Origin of the sequence: Dechloromonas sp. ZS-1 (genome assembly GCF_039649255.1) — a bacterium.
Lineage (GTDB): Bacteria > Pseudomonadota > Gammaproteobacteria > Burkholderiales > Rhodocyclaceae > Azonexus.
On the sequence record NZ_JBDIYD010000002.1, the window covers coordinates 130,902 to 148,505 of the forward strand.

The window sequence follows — 17,604 nt, forward strand, 5'->3', positions numbered from 1 at the left end:
GGACATGCCATGACCGCCACCGTCCAGAATTCCCGCATCAGCCTGATTGGCGCCCCCACCGACGTCGGCGCCGGCACCCGCGGTGCCAGCATGGGTCCGGAAGCCCTGCGCGTCGCCGGCATTACCCAGGCCCTGGCGGCCTTTGGTGTCGACGTGAAAGACTGCGGCAACCTGGCCGGCCCGACCAACCCGGACCAGCCGGCGGTCGACGGCCTGCGTCATCTGGCCGAAGTCCACGCCTGGAACAGCCTGCTGCACGAGGCCGTCTACGCCGAACTCAAGGCGGACCGTCTGCCCATCATGCTCGGCGGCGACCATTGCCTGGCCATCGGCTCGATCAGTGCCGTGGCCCGCCATGCACGCGAACAGGGCAAGACCCTGCGCGTGCTCTGGTTTGACGCCCATGCCGACCTCAATACGGCAACCATGACGCCTTCCGGCAACATCCACGGCATGCCGGTGGCCTGCTTGTGCGGCCATGGCCCGCAGCCCCTGAACGAAATCGGTGGTCACGTACCGGCCATGCAACCCGGCGCCTTCCGCCAGATCGGCATCCGCAGCGTCGATGAGGGCGAGAAGCTCTTCCTGCGCCAGCTTGGCATCGAAGTCTTCGACATGCGCTACATCGACGAACATGGCATGCGCGCCGTGATGGAAAAAGCGCTGGCCGGGCTCGATGCGAACACCCATCTGCATGTCAGCCTCGACGTCGACTTTCTCGACCCGGAGATCGCCCCCGGCGTCGGCACCACGGTCCGCGGCGGCCCGACCTACCGCGAAGCCCAGTTGTGTATGGAGATGATTGCCGACACCGGCCTGATGGCCTCGCTCGACATCGTCGAACTCAATCCGGCGCTCGATCACAAGAACCAAACGGCGGAACTGGCGGTCGATCTGATCGAGAGCCTGTTCGGCAAGAGCACGCTCTGCCGCATTCACGCCTGACCCCCACTTCCTGAAAGCTGCCATGACACGTTTGCGTGCCAATGCCCTGCTGTTGATCGCTGCCCTGATCTGGGGCACCACCTTTGTGGCCCAGCAGGTTGTCCTCGACAACATCGGCCCCTTCCTCTACACCGGCCTGCGCTTCCTGCTCGGCGCGCTGATCGTCTTGCCGATGGCCGTACGTGAATACGTGCGCCTGAAAGACCGCGCCGTGGTGCTCGACCGCCGCGATGCGACCTACTGGTGCGCCCTGGGCAGTCTGCTCTTCTGCGGCATCATCCTGCAACAGATCGGCATCGGTGCGACCACCGTGACCAATGCCGGCTTCCTGACCGCGCTCTACGTCCCGCTCGTGCCGCTGCTCGCCTGGATCATCCATCGCCAGATGCCGCATCTGTCGACCTGGCCGGCGGTCGCGGCCTGTCTGGGCGGCACCTGGCTGCTCGCCGGCGGCGAACTCAGCGAGTTCAGCGAAGGCGACCTCTGGGTCATCGCCAGCACTGTATTTTGGGGCCTGCATGTGCTCTACGTCGGGCGCATCGCGGCACGCAAAGGCACGCCGATTCTCGTGGCCTTCTCGCAATTCGTGGTCTGCGGCGTGCTTGCCCTGACCTGGGGCCTCCTGACCGAACCGCTGTCGCAAGCCGCGCTGATCGCCGCCCTGCCCGCCATCCTGTACGGCGGTGTCTTGTCGGTTGGCGTCGGCTTCACCTTGCAGGTCGTCGCCCAGCGCCATACCGGTGCCGCCGATGCGGCCATCCTGCTGTCGTCCGAAACCCTGTTTGCCGGCATTGCCGGGGCGCTGGTCCTGGGCGAGCGCCTCTCGTTCATGCAGCTTTCCGGCTGCGCGCTGATTTTCACCAGCATCCTGGCCGTTCAGCTCCTGCCCCTGTGGCTGGAGCGCAAAGCTGCCGCACACTGATCGATGTTCGGGTACGCGCCCCGTGTCCGGCGGTCAACGCGCACCAAGGGGCTTTTTTCCGGCGCCCGATCCGTGGCGGGCACCCTGCTGCTGGCCGCTGGCCTGAGTCTCGCGCCCACCCTCGGCATCGCCCGAACCCCGGGTGAAATCCCGGTCGGCGCGCCGCTCCGCGACCTGCCCATGCGCGGCCTGAACGGGCCGGACCGCCCGCTCTCCGCTTATCGCGGCAAACCGCTGGTATTGAACGTCTGGGCCAGCTGGTGCGGCCCCTGCCGGGCCGAGATGGGCTCACTCGTCCGTCTGGCGCAGCGCCTTGGCCCGCAGGCCAGCGTGATCGGCATTTCCACCGACGACCATCCGGAACGCGCCCAGGCGTTTCTAAAGCAGACCGGCATCACCCTGCCGATGTATCTCGACCGCCCGCCCTGGCCGCTCGAAAACATGCTGGGCGCCGACCGTCTGCCGCTGACCTTGCTGATCGATGCCAACGGGCTTGTTCGCGCCCGCCATGTCGGGGCGCGGGAATGGGACAGCCCGGCCGCGTTGAACGACATCAACCGGACTTTCAACCTCAAAGGGCAGTAAGCGCGCGCACCCAGCGAACAGGCCAGCGTCTTCTGCACCTGGATCTGAACAAGATCGCTCAGCGGCCTTGCTGCCGACGCAAGGTAACCGGCTCACCGCCGATTCCCCAGTTATCGGTATCCACCTCGTCGATCACCACCACCGTGGTATTCGGGTTCTTGCCGAGCACATCCACCAGCAATTGGGTGGCCCCCTTGATCAGTGCGGCCTTCTGCTCGGCCGTGGCGCCTTCGCGGGTGATCTTGATATTGACGTAGGGCATGACGGACTCCGGTAAGACGCGTTGATCAAACCCGCAGCATACCGGCCACGCCCATTCTTTAAAATTGAATTATTGAGAAGTAAATATTCTCAATAATGAATCAATCAAAAGAAACACCGGATACCGCCTGATGCCACCTGCGGACACTCAACAGCCCGAGCCCGGGTGATCCGTTCAGGTCGGGCTGCTCCCCCTTTGCCCAGCCTGTGCCCAATATTTAGGCAGCGGGTGCTTTCCCCCTTGAGATCAGGACATTACGCATCCTGCCCCCGGCTTATCCACAGGCTTATCCGACGCGAGCGGGGATAAAACTGGCAGCGCTGCCGGGCTCAGGCGGCCTTGGGCAGGCAGTCGGCGAGCGGCAGATAACCAAAGAGATTGCGCGGCTCGTCGAGTTGCGGCAGCAGACCGAGCGCCGCCGGCTGCGTGGCCACGGATTGCAGCCAGCGCAGCGCAGAAAAATCCTCCAGCGCGAAGCCGACGGAATCGAAGATGGTCAGCGCGTCGACCGTCGGACGGCCCGCCGCACTGCCATCGAGCACCGACCAGAACTCGATGGCCGGAAAATCGTCCGGCATCTGCTGGAGCTCGCCCTCAATCCGCGTCTGGGGTGCGTATTCGACAAACACCTGCCCCGCCCGCAGCAGGATGTCGCGGTGCAGTTCCGTCTTGCCCGGGCAATCACCCCCGACAGCATTCAGGTGCATGCCGGGCTCGATCATCTCGGGCGTGAGAATGGTCGCATTCGTCTTGTCGGCCGTGATCGTGGTCACGATATCGCAGCCCTTGACCGCAGCCGCCGTACTCTCGAAGGGCTTGGCGACGATGCCCAGACGGGCCAGGTTGGACATCAGCTTGGTGGTCGCCGCCGGATCGATGTCGTACAGGTGGCATTCACGGATGCCGAGCAGGCGATGAAAGGCCAGGACCTGAAACTCGCTCTGCGCCCCGTTGCCGATCACGGCCATGCGGCGGCAATCCGGCCGGGCCAGCACCCGTGCCGCCAAAGCCGACATGGCCGCCGTGCGCAAAGCCGTGGTCAGGGTCAGATCGCACAGCAAGGCCGGCAAGCCGGTCGCCACATCGGCCAGGACACCAAAGGCCAGCACGGTCGGCAGGCCGACGCGCTGATTTTTCGGATGACCATTCACGTACTTGAAACTGTAGTGTCGGCCATCCGAGACCGGCATCAGCTCGATCACGCCCTCCGGTGAATGGCTGGCCACGCGCGGCGTCTTGTCGAATTCACCCCAGCGCCGGAAATCCGCCTCGATCCGCTCGGCAATCTCGGCCATGCAGGTCGCCGGCCCGCGTGCGGCAATCAAATGGGCGACGGCATCGGCGGAAAGATAAGGGACGGACAGGCTGGGCAAGGCGGACATGGTGGCCTCCATTCGGCGCATAGTTGAGTATTTCAGTCATGTTCTCACGGCCCGATGTCAGACAAAATCGCAACAAATGCTTCATTTCGGCAATTTATAATGCAAAATGACAGCACTCATTGACGGAATGTTCAAATGGACAGCCTCGACCAGCAACTCATCGCCCAGCTGCGCCACAACGCACGCCAGAGCGTGGCCACCCTCGCTCATAAGTTGAAGGTATCGCGCGGCACGATCACCAATCGCCTCGCCCGCCTCGAAGCCGAGGGCATCATCACCGGTTACACCGTACAGTTGCGCCCGGACTCGCAGCCCAACGAAATCCGTGCCTGGATGAGCATCGCCGTCTCCGGCAACGAAACCCGCTCGGTGATCGCCAGCCTGCTCGGCGAGCCCGGGGTCGCCCGCCTCTACGACACCAACGGACGTTGGGACCTGCTCGCCGAACTGCGCGCCGAAAATCTGAAAGAATTGTCGGATATCCTCGAACGCATCCGCCTGATCCGCAGTATCCAGACCACGGAAACCAGCCTGCATCTGGCCACCTACCGCACGTAAATGCAGCAGGCTGCTAGACTCTCCCTTTTACCGCTCAATCACAACGTCATCGACATGTCCCGCATTGCCGCCATTGCCCCGCTCGGCCAGCAGATCTGGCTCGACAACCTGACCCGCCACCTGCTCGATTCCGGCGAACTCGCCCGCTGGATTGCCGACGACGCCATTGCCGGCGTCACCTCCAACCCGGCCATCTTCTTCAATGCCATCAAGAACGATGCGGCCTATCAGGCCGGTGTCGCCGCCCTCAAGGACAGCCCGCTCGATGCCGAGCGCCGTTTTGAAAAACTGGTGCTGCCGGATATTCAAAAGGCCTGCGACCTGTTTGCACCGCTGTATGCCGCCCGCGACGGCCAGGCCGGTTTCGTCAGCTTTGAAGTCTCCCCGGACCTCGCCCACGATGCCGCCGGCACGCTCGCCGCTGCACGCCGCCTCTGGGCCGAGATCGACCGCCCGAATGCCATGATCAAGATTCCGGCCACCGTGGCCGGGCTGACCGCGATTGCCGATGCCATCGCCGACGGCATCAATGTGAATGTCACGCTGATTTTCTCGCCGCAACAACTGGCTGGCGTACATGCCGCCTATCGCCGCGGCATCGAACGTCGTTTTGCCGCCGGTTTGCCGGTCGACCGTATCGCCTCCGTGGCCAGCGTGTTCATCAGCCGCCTGGACAGCCTGCTCGACCCGCAATTGCCGGCCACCCTGCAGGGCAAAACCGCCATCGCCCTGGCTGCCCAGGCCTACGCCGAATGGCAGCAGCAGCCCGCCCTGCCCGGCAATGCCCGTGCTCAGACGCTGCTCTGGGCTTCAACCTCGACCAAGAACCCGGCCTATCGCGACGTGATTTATGTCGAACAACTGATCGGCGCGGGTACGGTCAACACGGTACCGGATGCCACCCTGGCCGCCTTCCGCGACCATGGCGAAGCGGACCTGACCCTGCCGGCCCAGGCCGCTCAAGCCGGCATCCAGTTGGCTGCCCTGCAGGAAATCGGGATCGACCTGAATGCCGTCGGCGCCGAACTCCAGACCGCCGGCCTGAAACAGTTTGAAGAAGCCTTCGCCAAACTGCTCGATCTCGTACGCTGACCCCATCCGGCGACCGGATTGCCACCCCGGTCGCCCCGCATTTCATCCGCAGAACAACAGGCCTCCCGAGAGGCCGCCCCCACAGGCAAATCTAAAAAGGAGACACCCAGATGGATCGCACTCATTTCTACATCGATGGCCGCTGGCAGGCCCCGGTCGACACGGCCCAGATTGAGGTCATCTCGCCGGTCGACGGCAGCGCACTGGCCAAAATCCCGGCGGGCACGGCAGCCGATGTCGATCGTGCTGTCGCCGCCGCCCGTCAGGCATTCGACGGCTGGGCGGCCACCCCGCCGGCTGAACGCGCCGCCTTTCTGAAGCAGATTCAGGCCGGGCTCAAGGCCCGCGCCACGGAGATTGCCCAGACCATCACGCAGGAAATGGGGTGCCCGATCCGCTTTGCCCAAACCGTTCAGGTCGGTTCGCCGGTGGCGGTGTTCAGCATGTACGCCAAGCTGCTCGGCGACTTCAGTTTCGAGGAGAGCATCGGGCATTCCAAGGTCGTGCGCGAGCCGATTGGTGTGGTCGCTGCCATCACGCCCTGGAACTACCCCCTGCATCAGGTGGCTGCCAAAGTCGCTGCCGCGCTGGCAGCCGGTTGCACCGTCGTCCTGAAGCCCTCTGAAATCGCCCCGCTCGACGCCTTCATCCTGGCCGACGTAATCGACGCTGTCGGCCTGCCGCCGGGCGTGTTCAATCTGGTCACCGGCCTTGGACCGGTGGTGGGTGAAGCCATGGCGGCGCATCCGGAGGTGGATATGGTCTCCTTCACCGGCTCGACCCGTGCCGGTCGCCGGGTCAGCGAAGTGGCCGCCGCCACGGTCAAGCGCGTCTCGCTCGAACTCGGCGGCAAATCGGCCGCCATCGTCCTGGACGATGCCGACTTCAGCGTGGCGATCCCCGCCGTGGTCGCCCATTGTTATCAAAATGCCGGCCAGACCTGCACGGCACAAACCCGCCTGCTGGTCCCGGAAAGCCGCTACGACGAGGCTGCCGAACGCGCCGTGGCCGCCGCTGCCCGCTTTGTGCCGGCCGATCCCCGCTTGGAAACCACCCGCCTCGGCCCCCTCTCCTCCGCAGCCCAGGCCGACCGCGTGCGTGAGTACATCGGGATCGGGCTTGAGGAAGGGGCAACCCTGCTGACCGGCGGTGCCGAAGAGCCGGAAGGCGTCCCGGCGAGCCATGCCTACGTCCGCCCGACCATTTTCGGCCGCGTGCGCCCGGAGAGCCGGATTGCCCAGGAAGAAATTTTCGGTCCGGTGCTCGCCATCCTGACCTATCCGGACGGCGACGAAGCAGCTGCCATCCGCATCGCCAACGGCACCCCCTTTGGCCTCTCCGGTGCAGTCTGGGCCGGCAGCGATACGCGCGCCGAAGCCGTGGCCCGAAAGCTGCGTACCGGGCAGGTCGAGATCAACGGCGGCCCCTTCAATATGTACGCCCCCTTTGGCGGCTACAAGCAGTCCGGCAACGGGCGCGAGCTGGGTAAAGCCGGCCTCGAAGAGTTCCTCGAAACCAAGGCCATGCAATTCAAGCCGCCTGCTCAGGCATGACGTGCTGCTAAAACCCCGAACCGGCCTGCTGGCCGGTTTTTTCATGGTGGCTTGCCTTCCCGGATCGCCTCTTCAATAATGGGCAAAAACGCGGTTTAGAAAATACGAGAGCACAGCACCTAACACTTACGGGCACCCGAGTGCCATGGGAGGTCGTCATGTTTCGTTCCTTGCAGTCACGCCTGCTGGCATTCCTGATCAGCCTGATTGCGGTCACCGTGGTCGCGCTGGGCATCCTGTTCTACCAGCAACTCCGCCAGCAGCTTCTGGACAGCGCCGAGCAGGAAGCACGCTCCGCCAGCCTGGGCAATGCCTTCGCGATCAGCGAATGGCTGGGCATCCGCTCCCAGATGATTGCCTCGCTCCGCCCGACGGTCAGCCGTCCGGATGCCGCCGAACTGTTTGCCCGCTACGCCGAGGCCGGTGCTTTCGATCTGGTCTATGCCGGCTTTCCGGACAAGCGCATGGTGTTTTCCAAGCCCTCCGACGTCCCACCCGGCTATGACCCGGCGCAGCGCCCCTGGTACCAGGGTGCGGAGAAGGCCGGCCCGAACCAGGTGTTCGTCAGCAAGCCCTATGTGGATGCTTTTACCGGCCAGCTGATCATGTCGCTCGCCGCCGTGGTCCAGGATGGCGGAAAAACCAAGGCGGTCGTCGCCAACGACATGACAATCAGCCAGATCGCCAAGGAAATCCTCTCGGTCAAACTCCCGGGCAACGGCTACGCCTACATCCTGCACAAGGACGGCACCGTCCTCGTGCATCCGAACAAGGATGCGATCCTGAAGCCGATTGCCTCCCTGGCCCCCGAGCTCACGCCCGAGCGGATTGCCAAGGCCATTCAGGAAGAGCACATGTTCACCGTGAAGCGCTCCGATGAAGAGCGATTCATCTACCTCAGCCCGGTCAAGAACAGCGAGTGGATTCTGGGTGTGTCGATGTCCAAGCAGGAAATCCTCTCGCCGCTGGACCGTCTGCTCACCACCCTGATCGGCACGCTGATCGTGGTGGTGGTGGTTGCCATGGCGCTGGCCGGCACCATCACGCGACGGATGCTCGCAGGCCTGCGCGAGATCCGCGACCGCATGAAGGAAATCGCCAAGGGCGGCAGCGACCTGACCGTGCGCCTCGCCATCAACAGCAAGGATGAAATTGGCGAAACCGCCCAAGCCTTCAACCAGTTCCTCGCCCAGACCGGCCAGATGTTCGGCAGCCTGCGCGATGAAGCCAACCGGCTGGCCGAGGGCGTCCAGCGTCTGAATGGCGTGATCGACACGATTGCCGAAGAATCGATGCACCTCTCGGAAACGGCCAGTTCGAACGCGGCCGCCATCGAGGAAATCACCGTCGCTGTCTCGCATATTGCCGACAACGCCCGCGATGTGGATCACATGATGCGCACCACCGAAAACCTGACCCGCGACAGCGTGCAGACGGTCACCGACAGCGCGGGCGAGGCTGAAAGTTCGGTCAGCCAGGTCGAGGAAATGTCGAGCATCCTGCACAGCCTCGATGCGCGCTCCGAGGAAATCCAGGGCATCGTCAATGTGATCAAGGGCATTGCCGACCAGACCAACCTGCTCGCCCTCAACGCCGCCATCGAAGCCGCCCGTGCCGGCGAACAGGGACGCGGCTTTGCTGTCGTGGCGGACGAGGTGCGCAAGCTGGCCGAAGGCACGGCCAAGGCCACCATCGAGATCGCCGGCATGATCGACGCCATCCGCAACGAAACCTCGCAAGCCGGCCGCACCATGACCACCACCGTCGATACGGTCCGTCATGGCGTTGATCGGTCGCGTGAAACCGTCGCCCGCATCAACGAAATCGGCCAGAAAATCCAGGAGGCGGTGGATCGGGTCGGTGAAATCGCCCTCTCGACGGACGAACAGCGCACGGCCACCACGGCCATGGCGCAGACCACCGAGGAAATCAACAACCGCGTGATGGCCGAAGACAGCGCCATTCAGGATGCCCGCCGCGAACTCACCGTGCTGGCCAGCACGGCGGCCCAGACCCGGACCCTGCTCGCCGGGTTCAGGCTCTAAGCAAACAGGGGCCTGGGCGACGGTCGACCGTCGCCCAGCGCCTAATTGCACAAAATTTAGGCAACCACCCCTTTACCCCATGCACTCAAGGACTTGCCGAGGCTGTCCAGTGCTTATCCACAGCCTTGCTCGACCCAAACGGGGATAAACCGGCCGCACATGACGCCTGCGGCACCCTCACCTCAGTCTGAGGCAGGCTGCCACACCAGACTGGCCCGCAGACCGCCTTGGGATGCGGCATCGAGGCTGCAGCGGGCACCGTGAAGTTCGGCAATGCGCCCGACGATGGCCAGACCCAGCCCGCTGCCGCCCGAATTGGCCGAGGGCAGGCGATGAAACCGCTGCATGACGGCGGCCCGTTCACTCGCCGGGATGCCCGGCCCGCTGTCTTCAACAGCGAATTCGAGACCCGCCCCCTGGCGCCGCACAATCACTTTGAGCAGGCCACCCGGCGGGGTATAGGTCATGGCATTGCCGATCAGATTACGCAGCGCCACCGCCAGCCATTCCGGCTGGCCGCGCACCAGACAATCCGGCTCGGCCAACAGGTCGAAATCGAGCTGGCGGTCCAGAATGCCGTTACCCAGCTCGGCACAGACCATTTCGGCTAGTTTTCCGAGGTCGACCGTCTGCGGGTTCGGCAAGCCGGATTCGGGGTCCAGGCGCGCCAGTTGCAGCATCTGTTCGACCAGATGCGCGGCGCGGCTCAGGCCTTCCTGCAACTGCGCCAGGGAATGGTCGTGCTCGGCGGTATCACGGGCGCGTCGCGCCACCTGCAGCTGGGCTTGCAGGGCGGCCAGCGGCGTTCGCAATTCATGGGCGGCATCGGCCGTAAAGCGTCGCTCGCCTTCAAGGGCCTGATCGACGCGTTGCAGCAGACCGTTCAGGGCCTCCAGCAAGGGGCGGATTTCAACCGGGGCCTCCTGCGGCACGACGGGCTGCAACTGCGTCGGATCACGGCTGGCAATCTGTTTCGCCATGCTGTCGAGCGAAGTCAGGCCGCGCCGGGTCGCCAGCCAGACCCCCAGGCCCAGCAAAGGCAGCCCCAGCAAGGCCGGCAAGAGGAGGCGCCAGGCAATCTGACCGATCAGTTCATCGCGGATACGGTGGTCCTCGCTCACCTGCACCTGCAGCCGATGTGCCGTATTCCACTGACTGTAGAGACGCCAGTGACCCTGCTCGTCCTCGATCTCGGTAAAGCCATCGGCGACGGTCAACGGGGTTTCGGGGGCGGAATTCGAGCGCAGCAGCAGTCGACCGTCGGCATCCCAGATCTGGAACAGCAGGTGACGCTGGTATTTGTGCCCGACCGGCCCCAGATCGCCCACCGCGGCGCCCTGCCCTTCGCCGGCCAGCGCGAGCAGGGTTTGGGCCGATTGGGCCAATTGGGCATCGAAGAGCTCATCGACCTCGGCATGCGCGTCGAAGTAGCTGAAGACCAGGGTGGCCAGCCAGGCCACCGCCACGCCACCGAGCAACAGCGCCAGCAGGCGGCGCTTGAGCGAATACCAGCGCGTGCTCATTTGGGAATGGTGTAGCCGACGCCACGCAAGGTGCGGATCAGCTCGCTGCCCAGCTTTTTACGCAGGTGATGGATATGCACTTCGAGCGCATTGCTGTCGGGCTCCTCGCGCCAGCCATACAGCGACTGCTCGATCTGGCTGCGTGAGAGCACCCGTCCCGCGTTTTCCAGCAGAAGCTGGAGCAAGGTGAATTCGCGGGCCGGCAGGTCGATGGGCTGACCGGCCAGGCTGACCGAGCGGGCCGCCGGGTCGAGTTGCAGGTCGCCGCGTTGCAGCACCGGCGCCGCCCGCCCCGCACTGCGCCGAAGCAGCGCACGCAAGCGGGCTGCGAGTTCGTCGAGATCGACCGGCTTGACGAGGTAATCGTCGGCCCCGGCATCCAGCCCGGCGATCTTGTCGCCGGTCGCATCGCGGGCCGTGAGTACCAGTACCGGCGCACGCAGCCCGCGCTGGCGTGCCGCCTGCAGGACCTGCATGCCATCGATACCGGGCAAGCCAAGGTCGAGCACGACCAGATCGAAGCTTTCGCTCTGCAGCGCATGATCCGCCGCCCGCCCGTCCTGCAGCCAATCGACGGCAAAGCCGGCCTGACGCAAGCCGACGGAGAGGCCGTCGCCAAGTTGAGGATCATCTTCTACGAGCAGGATGCGCATGGTTGGGAGCGAGCAGAATCAAGGACGGGCGGTGGACATGCGGCATGCCACCCCGGAGGCAGATGCTAGCGCGAGGTCGTACGCCAACGCCAGCCTGCGATGCATGGCGCCCGCCGGCGCTGAGGCCGGCCCGCGCTCAATCGTCCGCCCACAAGCGATGGGCGTCGAGTAACAGGCGGGCCTGCGCTTCCAGCGCATCCAGCTGCAATTGCTCGGCGCCAAGTCGGGCCTCCACGGCCAGACGGCGGGCCTGCAGGACTTCGGCCAGCGCCCCTTCGCCCAGGGCATAGGCACGCCCCAGCATCTCGGCGCTGCGCTGCAGCTGCTGGGCCGAGCGCGCAGCGGCCTGCCAGGCCGGTACTGCGGCCTGGGCTGTCATGAAACGCGCCTGGGCATCGGCCTCAATGCGGCGGCGCACCGCCGCTTCATCGCGTTCTGCCGCCGCCGCCCGGGCCTGCGCGGCATCGGCTGTGGCCGAACGGGCCCCGCCCGGCAGCGGAATGCTGATATAAGCACCGACCACCTGCTCCTCACCGCCGCGTTCGCGGGAGAAGGCCAGGCCGATGGCGGGATCAGGCACGCGTTCGCGTCGCGCGCGCTCAGCCTGCAGCACAACACGCTCACGCTGACGCCCGGCCAGCATCAATTCGTGGTTATGCGCCAACAGGGCCTCAAACCAACTCTCCAGATCACCGCTCAACGCCTGCGGTACCGGCAGCGCCGCCGTGGCAGGCAAGCCGAGGCCGGGGAAACGACGCTGTAGGGCGGCTTCTGCCAAATCCCGGCGATGGATCGCCTGTGCGTGCTGCGCCTCGACCTGCGCCAGCGCCGCCTCGATCTGCACTGCCTCCAGCCGTGCCGCCTCCCCCAACTGGACGCGGCGGGCCACACCCTTGGCCTGCTGCGCGAGCAACGCCTGCTGATCCTGCCAGATGGCCGCCCCGCGCTGTTCGCGCACGGTGGCAAACCAGGCCTGGAGCAGGCTGCGCGCCAGTTCGTGACGGGCATCGTCGCGCGCCACTTCGGCCTGGGCCACCCCGGCCTCACCGAGCTGACGATCCAGCCCGGCCTTGCCCGGCAGGCGCAGCGGCCGTTCGAGCGCGCTGTTCCATTCGTTAAATCGCTCCCCGCTCGCATTGGCCGGTGTGCTCCGCCGCTGCTGGCCACCCAGGCGCAGGGACCACTCGTAAGGCCCGGCCTGCAAACGCATCTGCTCCGCCTGCTCTGCCGTCACCAGGGCACGCGCCGCGGCGGCCTCCGGGGCCGCCTCGAGCACGCTGCTCACGCGCAGCGGATCCGGCAGGATATCGGCCAGGGTGGATGCCGCCGGGGGCGTCACTGCCACGACAGCGGGCGGCGCAGCCAGCAGGATATTTCCCCCTGCGGCGCACCACAGTCCGACGGTCAACGTTCTGAAAATGCCCATTTTGCTCATAAACGCCCCGCTTCCAGCACCGGCGTCAGCCAGTAATACACATGCACTCCGGGCATGGCGCCGCGCAAGGCCGCGAGCACGGCGCGCATGGTCTCCGCTTCGCCCAGGGTACGGATCAAATGGCGCGGCGCATGACCGGCCACGAGTTCAGCCACTTCCAAGAGCGGCACCAGGGAGCCATGGCCATCGGCACGGGTGACGGTAAAGCCGCGCACCAGATCGGGACGGGAAAGCAGGAAATCTTCCACCTGCTCGGCCACGCTGTCCGGGACCACCAGGGTCAGCAATACATCAGCCACGGGGCACCTCGTTCAGGGTAGCGGCCGGCTCGACACCAAACCGGCGAAACAGGATGGGCAGCAAGATCAGCGTCAGCGCTGTCGAGGTGATCAGCCCGCCAATCACGACGATGGCCAGGGGCCGCTGTACCTCGGAGCCCGGACCGCTCGCGAAGAGCATGGGGACCAGGCCGAAGGCGGCGATGCAGGCGGTCATCATGACCGGGCGCAGCCGCCGGCGCGCGCCTTCGATGACCACCTCGGCCACCGGCATGCCGCGCGCCAGCAACTGGTTGAAGTAGGTCACCATCACCACGCCATTGAGCACGGCGATGCCCAGCAGGGCAATGAAGCCGACCGACGCCGGTACAGACAGATATTCGCCGGCGATGAGCAGCCCGAAAATGCCGCCGATCATCGCAAAGGGAATATTGGAGAGCACCAGCAAGGCCTGGCGTACCGAGCGGAAAGTCGAAAAAAGCAGGAAGAAGATGAGCAGCAGGGCCACCGGCACCACCACCGCCAGACGCGCAGCCGCCCGTTGCTGGTTTTCGAACTGGCCGCCCCAGACCAGGCGATAGCCTTGCGGGAGTTTGACCTCGCGCGCCACCGTGGCCTTGGCTTCCTCGACAAACCCGACCAGATCGCGGTCGCGCACATTGGACTGGATCACCACATAGCGCTGCGCGTTTTCCCGATCGACCTTGACCGGGCCATCGATGCGCTCGATCCGCGCCACACTGGCCAGCGGCACGCTGGCGCCATCCGGCAGGGCAAGGCGCAGCGCGGCAAAGTCGGCCGGGGCATTGCGCAGGCTGGCCGGACCGCGCAGGACCACCGGCACGCGCCGCCCCTGCTCGATCACCGTGCCGACCGTACGTCCTTCCAGCAAGGCCTTCAGGTCATTCTGAATGGCATCGACGTTGAGCCCGAGGCGACCGGCGGCCAGACGATCCACTGCAATCTTCAGGTACTGCACCCCGTCATTCTTCAAGGTGAAGGTATCTTCCGCCCCCGGGACGGATTTGACCGCTTTTTCGATGTCGACCGCCAGACGGTTCAGGGTCGGCAGATCGGGGCCGAAGACCTTGATCGCCAGATCGCCCCGCACGCCGGTGAGCATTTCCGAGACACGCATGTCGATGGGTTGCGTGAAGGAAAAACCGATCCCGGGGAAATCCGCCATCACCGCACGCATCTGATCGGCCAGCCAGGCGGGATCCGCCACTCGCCAGGTCTGGCGCGGCGCCAGCACCATGAAGGTATCGGTCTGGTTGAGGCCCATCGGGTCCAGGCCCAGTTCATCCGCACCGGCCCGTGCCACAATCGCCTTCACTTCCGGCACCTGGGCCAGGATGGCCTGCTGCACGGCGGTATCGATGGCGATGGTCTGATCGAGGCCGATCGAGGGCAGTTTTTCCAGCTGCATGATCAGATCGCCTTCATCCATGGTCGGCATGAAGCTCTTGCCGAGCAGGCCAAAGGCACCGCCAGCAGCCAGCAGGGCCAGCACGGCGCCCGCCACATAGCGCCGGCTGTGCGCCAGGGCCGAGGCGAGCAGGCGGTCATAGCCCGCCGCGAGCTTGCGCACCAGCCAGGGCTCGGCGTGCACACCCCGCTGGATCAGCCAGGACGCGAGCACCGGCACCACGGTCAGCGACAGCAGCAGCGAACTGGCCAGGGCAAAGACAATGGTCAGCGCCACCGGCCCGAACATCTTGCCTTCCAGGCCCTGCAAGGTCAGCAGCGGCAGAAAGACCAGAATGATGATCAGGATGCCGGAGGCCACCGGGGCTGCGACCTCACGCGCCGCCCGGAACACCAGGTGCAGGGTCGGCAGGTTGTCCGGTGCCGAGGCGAGCTGACTCTCGACGTTTTCGACCACCACCACAGCAGCATCGACCAGCATGCCGATGGCGATGGCCAGCCCGCCCAGGCTCATCAGGTTGGCCGAAAGCCCCATGCTGCGCATCAGGATGAAGGTGGCCAGCGCCGACAAGGGCAGCATCAGCGCGACGACCAGCGCCGCGCGCAGGTTGCCGAGGAAGGCGAGCAGCAGCAGGACCACGAGCACGATGGCTTCGACCAGCGCCTTGGCGACGGTGCCGACGGCACGGTCGACCAGCTGGCTGCGATCATAGAACGCTTCAATCCGCACGCCGTCCGGCAGGGTCGGTGCGATCTCGGCCAGACGCGCCTTGACGCCCGCGACCACCGCCCCGGCATTGGCTCCGCGCAGACCGAGCACCAGCCCCTGGACGGCTTCGCCCTGGCCGCTGCGCGTCACGGCACCGTAACGGGTCAGTGCACCAAAACGCACTTCGGCCACATCGCCCACCCGCAGCACCTGGCCCGCCCGCGCCTGCAAAACGATGGCCCGAACATCGTCGACCGTCTGGATCGCCCCTTCGGCACGCACCAGAAGCGACTCCTCGCCATCGTTCAGACGACCGGCGCCATCATTGCGGTTATTGGCCTCCAGCGCCGCCTGCAGATCGCGCAAGGCGACACCGCGTGCGGCCAGCAAGGTCGCATCCGGGACCACTTCGAACGTCCGCACTTCGCCGCCCAGGCTATTCACATCCGCCACACCGGGAATGGTGCGCAACTGGGGACGGATCACCCAATCGAGCAAGGCACGCCGTTCGGCGAGCGGCAGATCGCCCTCGATGGTGAACATGAACATTTCCCCGAGCGGCGTCGTGATCGGCGCCATACCGCCATTGACGCCCGGTGGGAGGTTGTCCATCGCGGCGGCCAGCCGCTCTCCCACCTGCTGGCGCGCCCAATAGATGTCGGTGCCATCTTCAAAATCGAGGGTGATGTCGGTGAGCGCATATTTCGACACGGAACGCAGCAGGCGCTGATGAGGAATCCCCAGCATTTCCTGTTCGACCGGCACGGCGATGCGCGTCTCGACTTCCTCCGGCGTCATGCCCGGCGCCTTCAGGATGATCTTGACCTGCGTCGTCGAGACATCCGGGAAGGCATCGATCGGCAGGCCCAGAAAAGCATGGATGCCGGCGCCGATCAGGATGCTTGTGACGACCAGCACCAACAGGCGCTGAGTCAGTGAAAAACGGATCAGGGCGGCCAGCATCACTCTTTCCCGACGCCGGTCAGCATGGCTTTGAGGCCGGAAACGCCTTTCACGGCAATCGATTCATCCCGCTTCACGCCATCGACCACCAGGGCCCCCGCCCCCTGTTGCAGGATTTTGACCGGACGCGCCTCAAACTGCATCGACTGGGCATCGCCGCCCGTCCGGACGAAGAGCAGGCTCTCCCCGCCGTGGCGGATGACGGCGCTTGTCGGGACGCTCACCCCGCCCCCCGGCCGGCCCAGATCGACGGCCACCATCTGGCCGGGAATCAGTTTTTCTGCTCCCTGACTCACCTCCGCCCGCACCAGCACGCTCTGGCTGGCCGGATCAACCGCCCGCCCGACCGAGAGCAGCTTGCCGCGCACGCCACTCCCGCTCAGCGTCACGCTCTGGCCGGGCTGCAGGCTGGCCGCGACGTCAAGCGGCACCTGGATTTCCAGCCACAGCGGAGAAAGCTGGGCGATGCGATAGATCAGCGCAGCCTCCTCGACGCGCTGGCCGGTCTGGGCGCCCTGCTCCAGGACCACGCCATCAAGCGGTGCGGTCAACGCCAGAGAAAGCCCCGATTTACCCGGCACCAAGCCGGCCAGGGCCGCCCCCTGACGCCGCTCGCTGGCCAGCGCATCGGCCTGGGCAGCGGCAGAACGACTGGCCTGCAAGCGGGATTCGGCAATCAAGCCCTCGGCAAAAAGCTGTTCGTCGCGTTTCAGATTCTGCTGCAGCAGTGCGGACTGGCTTCCCGCCTGCAAGGCATCACGCTGCAGGGCGAGGGCCTGCGGGCTGGCCAGACGAGCCAGCACCTGCCCCTTGCGCACGACGCTGCCGGGCGCCACCAACAACTGCTCGACCAGCCCCGCCACCGGCGCTGCCACGACGCGCATCTGGGCATTCGGCACGATGACGCGCGCCGGCACGGCGCTGCCGCCCTGCGCGGCCCCTCCCGGTACCTGCAGCTCAATGCCGAGGTTCTTCATTTGCGCTGCCTGCAAGAGCAAAGGCGCCGCCTGCGCGCCGCCCCAGACCGCCCAACACCCCAGACCTGCCAATACAGACCGAAACCAAGCCATGCTGTTTCCTATCGTTCACCCATTGGGAGAAAGCTTAAGCGGGGGAGATTAATGAAACCTTAAGCCCGCCCATTTGCCCAATTTTTAAGCAGCGCGCGCAATTCAACGTCGGATCAGCGACTTGGCTCGCTTGTCCAGCCGTTATCCACAGCTTTCTCCGACCTTAAAGTGGATAAGCCGGATTTGGCGAAGAGTCCTGTT

General features: G+C 65.4%; 15 protein-coding genes. 7 read left to right on the plus strand and 8 right to left on the minus strand.

The features are described 5' to 3' along the window. The first annotated feature begins 9 nt into the window (after positions 1–9). The 3 genes from rocF (at position 10) to AACO21_RS03420 (ending at position 2,452) form a co-directional block, all read left to right on the plus strand. Entirely contained in the window at positions 10–945 is a 936-nt protein-coding gene (gene rocF / locus AACO21_RS03410) for an arginase (protein ID WP_346191085.1), read from the plus strand. Positions 946–967: 22 nt separating this feature from the next. Then, entirely contained in the window at positions 968–1,867 is a 900-nt protein-coding gene (locus tag AACO21_RS03415; protein ID WP_346191086.1) for a DMT family transporter, read from the plus strand. Between the two features lie 72 nt (positions 1,868–1,939). Beyond that, positions 1,940–2,452 (plus strand): TlpA disulfide reductase family protein, encoded by a 513-nt coding sequence (locus tag AACO21_RS03420; RefSeq protein ID WP_346191087.1) that lies wholly within the window; start codon positions 1,940–1,942, stop codon positions 2,450–2,452. Between the two features lie 58 nt (positions 2,453–2,510). On the opposite strand, the gene AACO21_RS03425 is transcribed toward AACO21_RS03420, so the two are convergent. Beyond that, entirely contained in the window at positions 2,511–2,714 is a 204-nt protein-coding gene (locus AACO21_RS03425; RefSeq protein ID WP_346191088.1) for a 4-oxalocrotonate tautomerase family protein, read from the minus strand. Positions 2,715–3,043: 329 nt separating this feature from the next. Continuing rightward, positions 3,044–4,096 carry an ornithine cyclodeaminase gene (locus tag AACO21_RS03430; protein WP_346191089.1) on the minus strand — a complete coding sequence of 351 codons (1,053 nt, stop codon included), beginning with the start codon at positions 4,094–4,096 and terminating at the stop codon, positions 3,044–3,046. Between the two features lie 135 nt (positions 4,097–4,231). On the opposite strand from AACO21_RS03430, the gene AACO21_RS03435 reads away from it, so the two are divergent. The 4 genes from AACO21_RS03435 (at position 4,232) to AACO21_RS03450 (ending at position 9,344) form a co-directional block, all read left to right on the plus strand. After that, positions 4,232–4,654, plus strand: coding sequence for an Lrp/AsnC family transcriptional regulator (locus AACO21_RS03435; RefSeq protein ID WP_346191090.1), 423 nt, complete (start codon positions 4,232–4,234; stop codon positions 4,652–4,654). Positions 4,655–4,708: 54 nt separating this feature from the next. Further along, positions 4,709–5,746: a transaldolase gene (tal, locus tag AACO21_RS03440; RefSeq protein ID WP_346191091.1), complete on the plus strand. Its 1,038-nt coding sequence runs from the start codon at positions 4,709–4,711 to the stop codon at positions 5,744–5,746. Positions 5,747–5,856: 110 nt separating this feature from the next. Next, positions 5,857–7,299, plus strand: a complete 1,443-nt coding sequence (locus tag AACO21_RS03445; protein ID WP_346191092.1) for an aldehyde dehydrogenase family protein — start codon at positions 5,857–5,859, stop codon at positions 7,297–7,299. A gap of 158 nt (positions 7,300–7,457) precedes the next feature. Then, entirely contained in the window at positions 7,458–9,344 is a 1,887-nt protein-coding gene (locus AACO21_RS03450) for a methyl-accepting chemotaxis protein (protein ID WP_346191093.1), read from the plus strand. A gap of 182 nt (positions 9,345–9,526) precedes the next feature. Here AACO21_RS03450 and AACO21_RS03455 read toward each other — a convergent pair whose 3' ends face one another. The 6 genes from AACO21_RS03455 to AACO21_RS03480 all read right to left on the minus strand — a co-directional run bounded on the left by AACO21_RS03455 (position 9,527) and on the right by AACO21_RS03480 (position 17,403). Beyond that, positions 9,527–10,867 (minus strand): ATP-binding protein, encoded by a 1,341-nt coding sequence (locus AACO21_RS03455; protein WP_346191094.1) that lies wholly within the window; start codon positions 10,865–10,867, stop codon positions 9,527–9,529. Next, entirely contained in the window at positions 10,864–11,520 is a 657-nt protein-coding gene (locus AACO21_RS03460) for a response regulator (protein WP_346191095.1), read from the minus strand. The genes AACO21_RS03455 and AACO21_RS03460 overlap by 4 nt, the downstream gene beginning before the upstream one ends. 136 nt (positions 11,521–11,656) lie before the next feature. Further along, positions 11,657–12,946: a TolC family protein gene (locus tag AACO21_RS03465; protein WP_346191096.1), complete on the minus strand. Its 1,290-nt coding sequence runs from the start codon at positions 12,944–12,946 to the stop codon at positions 11,657–11,659. Between the two features lie 5 nt (positions 12,947–12,951). After that, on the minus strand, positions 12,952–13,254 hold the full coding sequence (locus AACO21_RS03470) for a DUF3240 family protein (RefSeq protein ID WP_346191097.1): 303 nt from the start codon (positions 13,252–13,254) through the stop codon (positions 12,952–12,954). Beyond that, a complete protein-coding gene (locus AACO21_RS03475; RefSeq protein WP_346191098.1) occupies positions 13,247–16,333 on the minus strand; it encodes a CusA/CzcA family heavy metal efflux RND transporter in 3,087 nt (1,028 codons plus the stop codon). Before AACO21_RS03475 ends, AACO21_RS03470 begins: the two co-directional genes overlap by 8 nt. Further along, positions 16,333–17,403: an efflux RND transporter periplasmic adaptor subunit gene (locus AACO21_RS03480; protein ID WP_346191099.1), complete on the minus strand. Its 1,071-nt coding sequence runs from the start codon at positions 17,401–17,403 to the stop codon at positions 16,333–16,335. Before AACO21_RS03480 ends, AACO21_RS03475 begins: the two co-directional genes overlap by 1 nt. Positions 17,404–17,604 lie beyond the last annotated feature (201 nt).

Coding starts and splice junctions, on each gene's coding strand:
- rocF (WP_346191085.1), top strand. CDS start 10: ATGACCGCCACCGTCCAGAATTCCCGCATCAGCCTGATTGGCGCCCCC.
- AACO21_RS03415 (WP_346191086.1), top strand. CDS start 968: ATGACACGTTTGCGTGCCAATGCCCTGCTGTTGATCGCTGCCCTGATC.
- AACO21_RS03425 (WP_346191088.1), bottom strand. CDS start 2,714: ATGCCCTACGTCAATATCAAGATCACCCGCGAAGGCGCCACGGCCGAG.
- AACO21_RS03430 (WP_346191089.1), bottom strand. CDS start 4,096: ATGTCCGCCTTGCCCAGCCTGTCCGTCCCTTATCTTTCCGCCGATGCC.
- AACO21_RS03435 (WP_346191090.1), top strand. CDS start 4,232: ATGGACAGCCTCGACCAGCAACTCATCGCCCAGCTGCGCCACAACGCA.
- tal (WP_346191091.1), top strand. CDS start 4,709: ATGTCCCGCATTGCCGCCATTGCCCCGCTCGGCCAGCAGATCTGGCTC.
- AACO21_RS03445 (WP_346191092.1), top strand. CDS start 5,857: ATGGATCGCACTCATTTCTACATCGATGGCCGCTGGCAGGCCCCGGTC.
- AACO21_RS03450 (WP_346191093.1), top strand. CDS start 7,458: ATGTTTCGTTCCTTGCAGTCACGCCTGCTGGCATTCCTGATCAGCCTG.
- AACO21_RS03455 (WP_346191094.1), bottom strand. CDS start 10,867: ATGAGCACGCGCTGGTATTCGCTCAAGCGCCGCCTGCTGGCGCTGTTG.
- AACO21_RS03460 (WP_346191095.1), bottom strand. CDS start 11,520: ATGCGCATCCTGCTCGTAGAAGATGATCCTCAACTTGGCGACGGCCTC.
- AACO21_RS03465 (WP_346191096.1), bottom strand. CDS start 12,946: ATGGGCATTTTCAGAACGTTGACCGTCGGACTGTGGTGCGCCGCAGGG.
- AACO21_RS03475 (WP_346191098.1), bottom strand. CDS start 16,333: ATGCTGGCCGCCCTGATCCGTTTTTCACTGACTCAGCGCCTGTTGGTG.
- AACO21_RS03480 (WP_346191099.1), bottom strand. CDS start 17,403: ATGGCTTGGTTTCGGTCTGTATTGGCAGGTCTGGGGTGTTGGGCGGTC.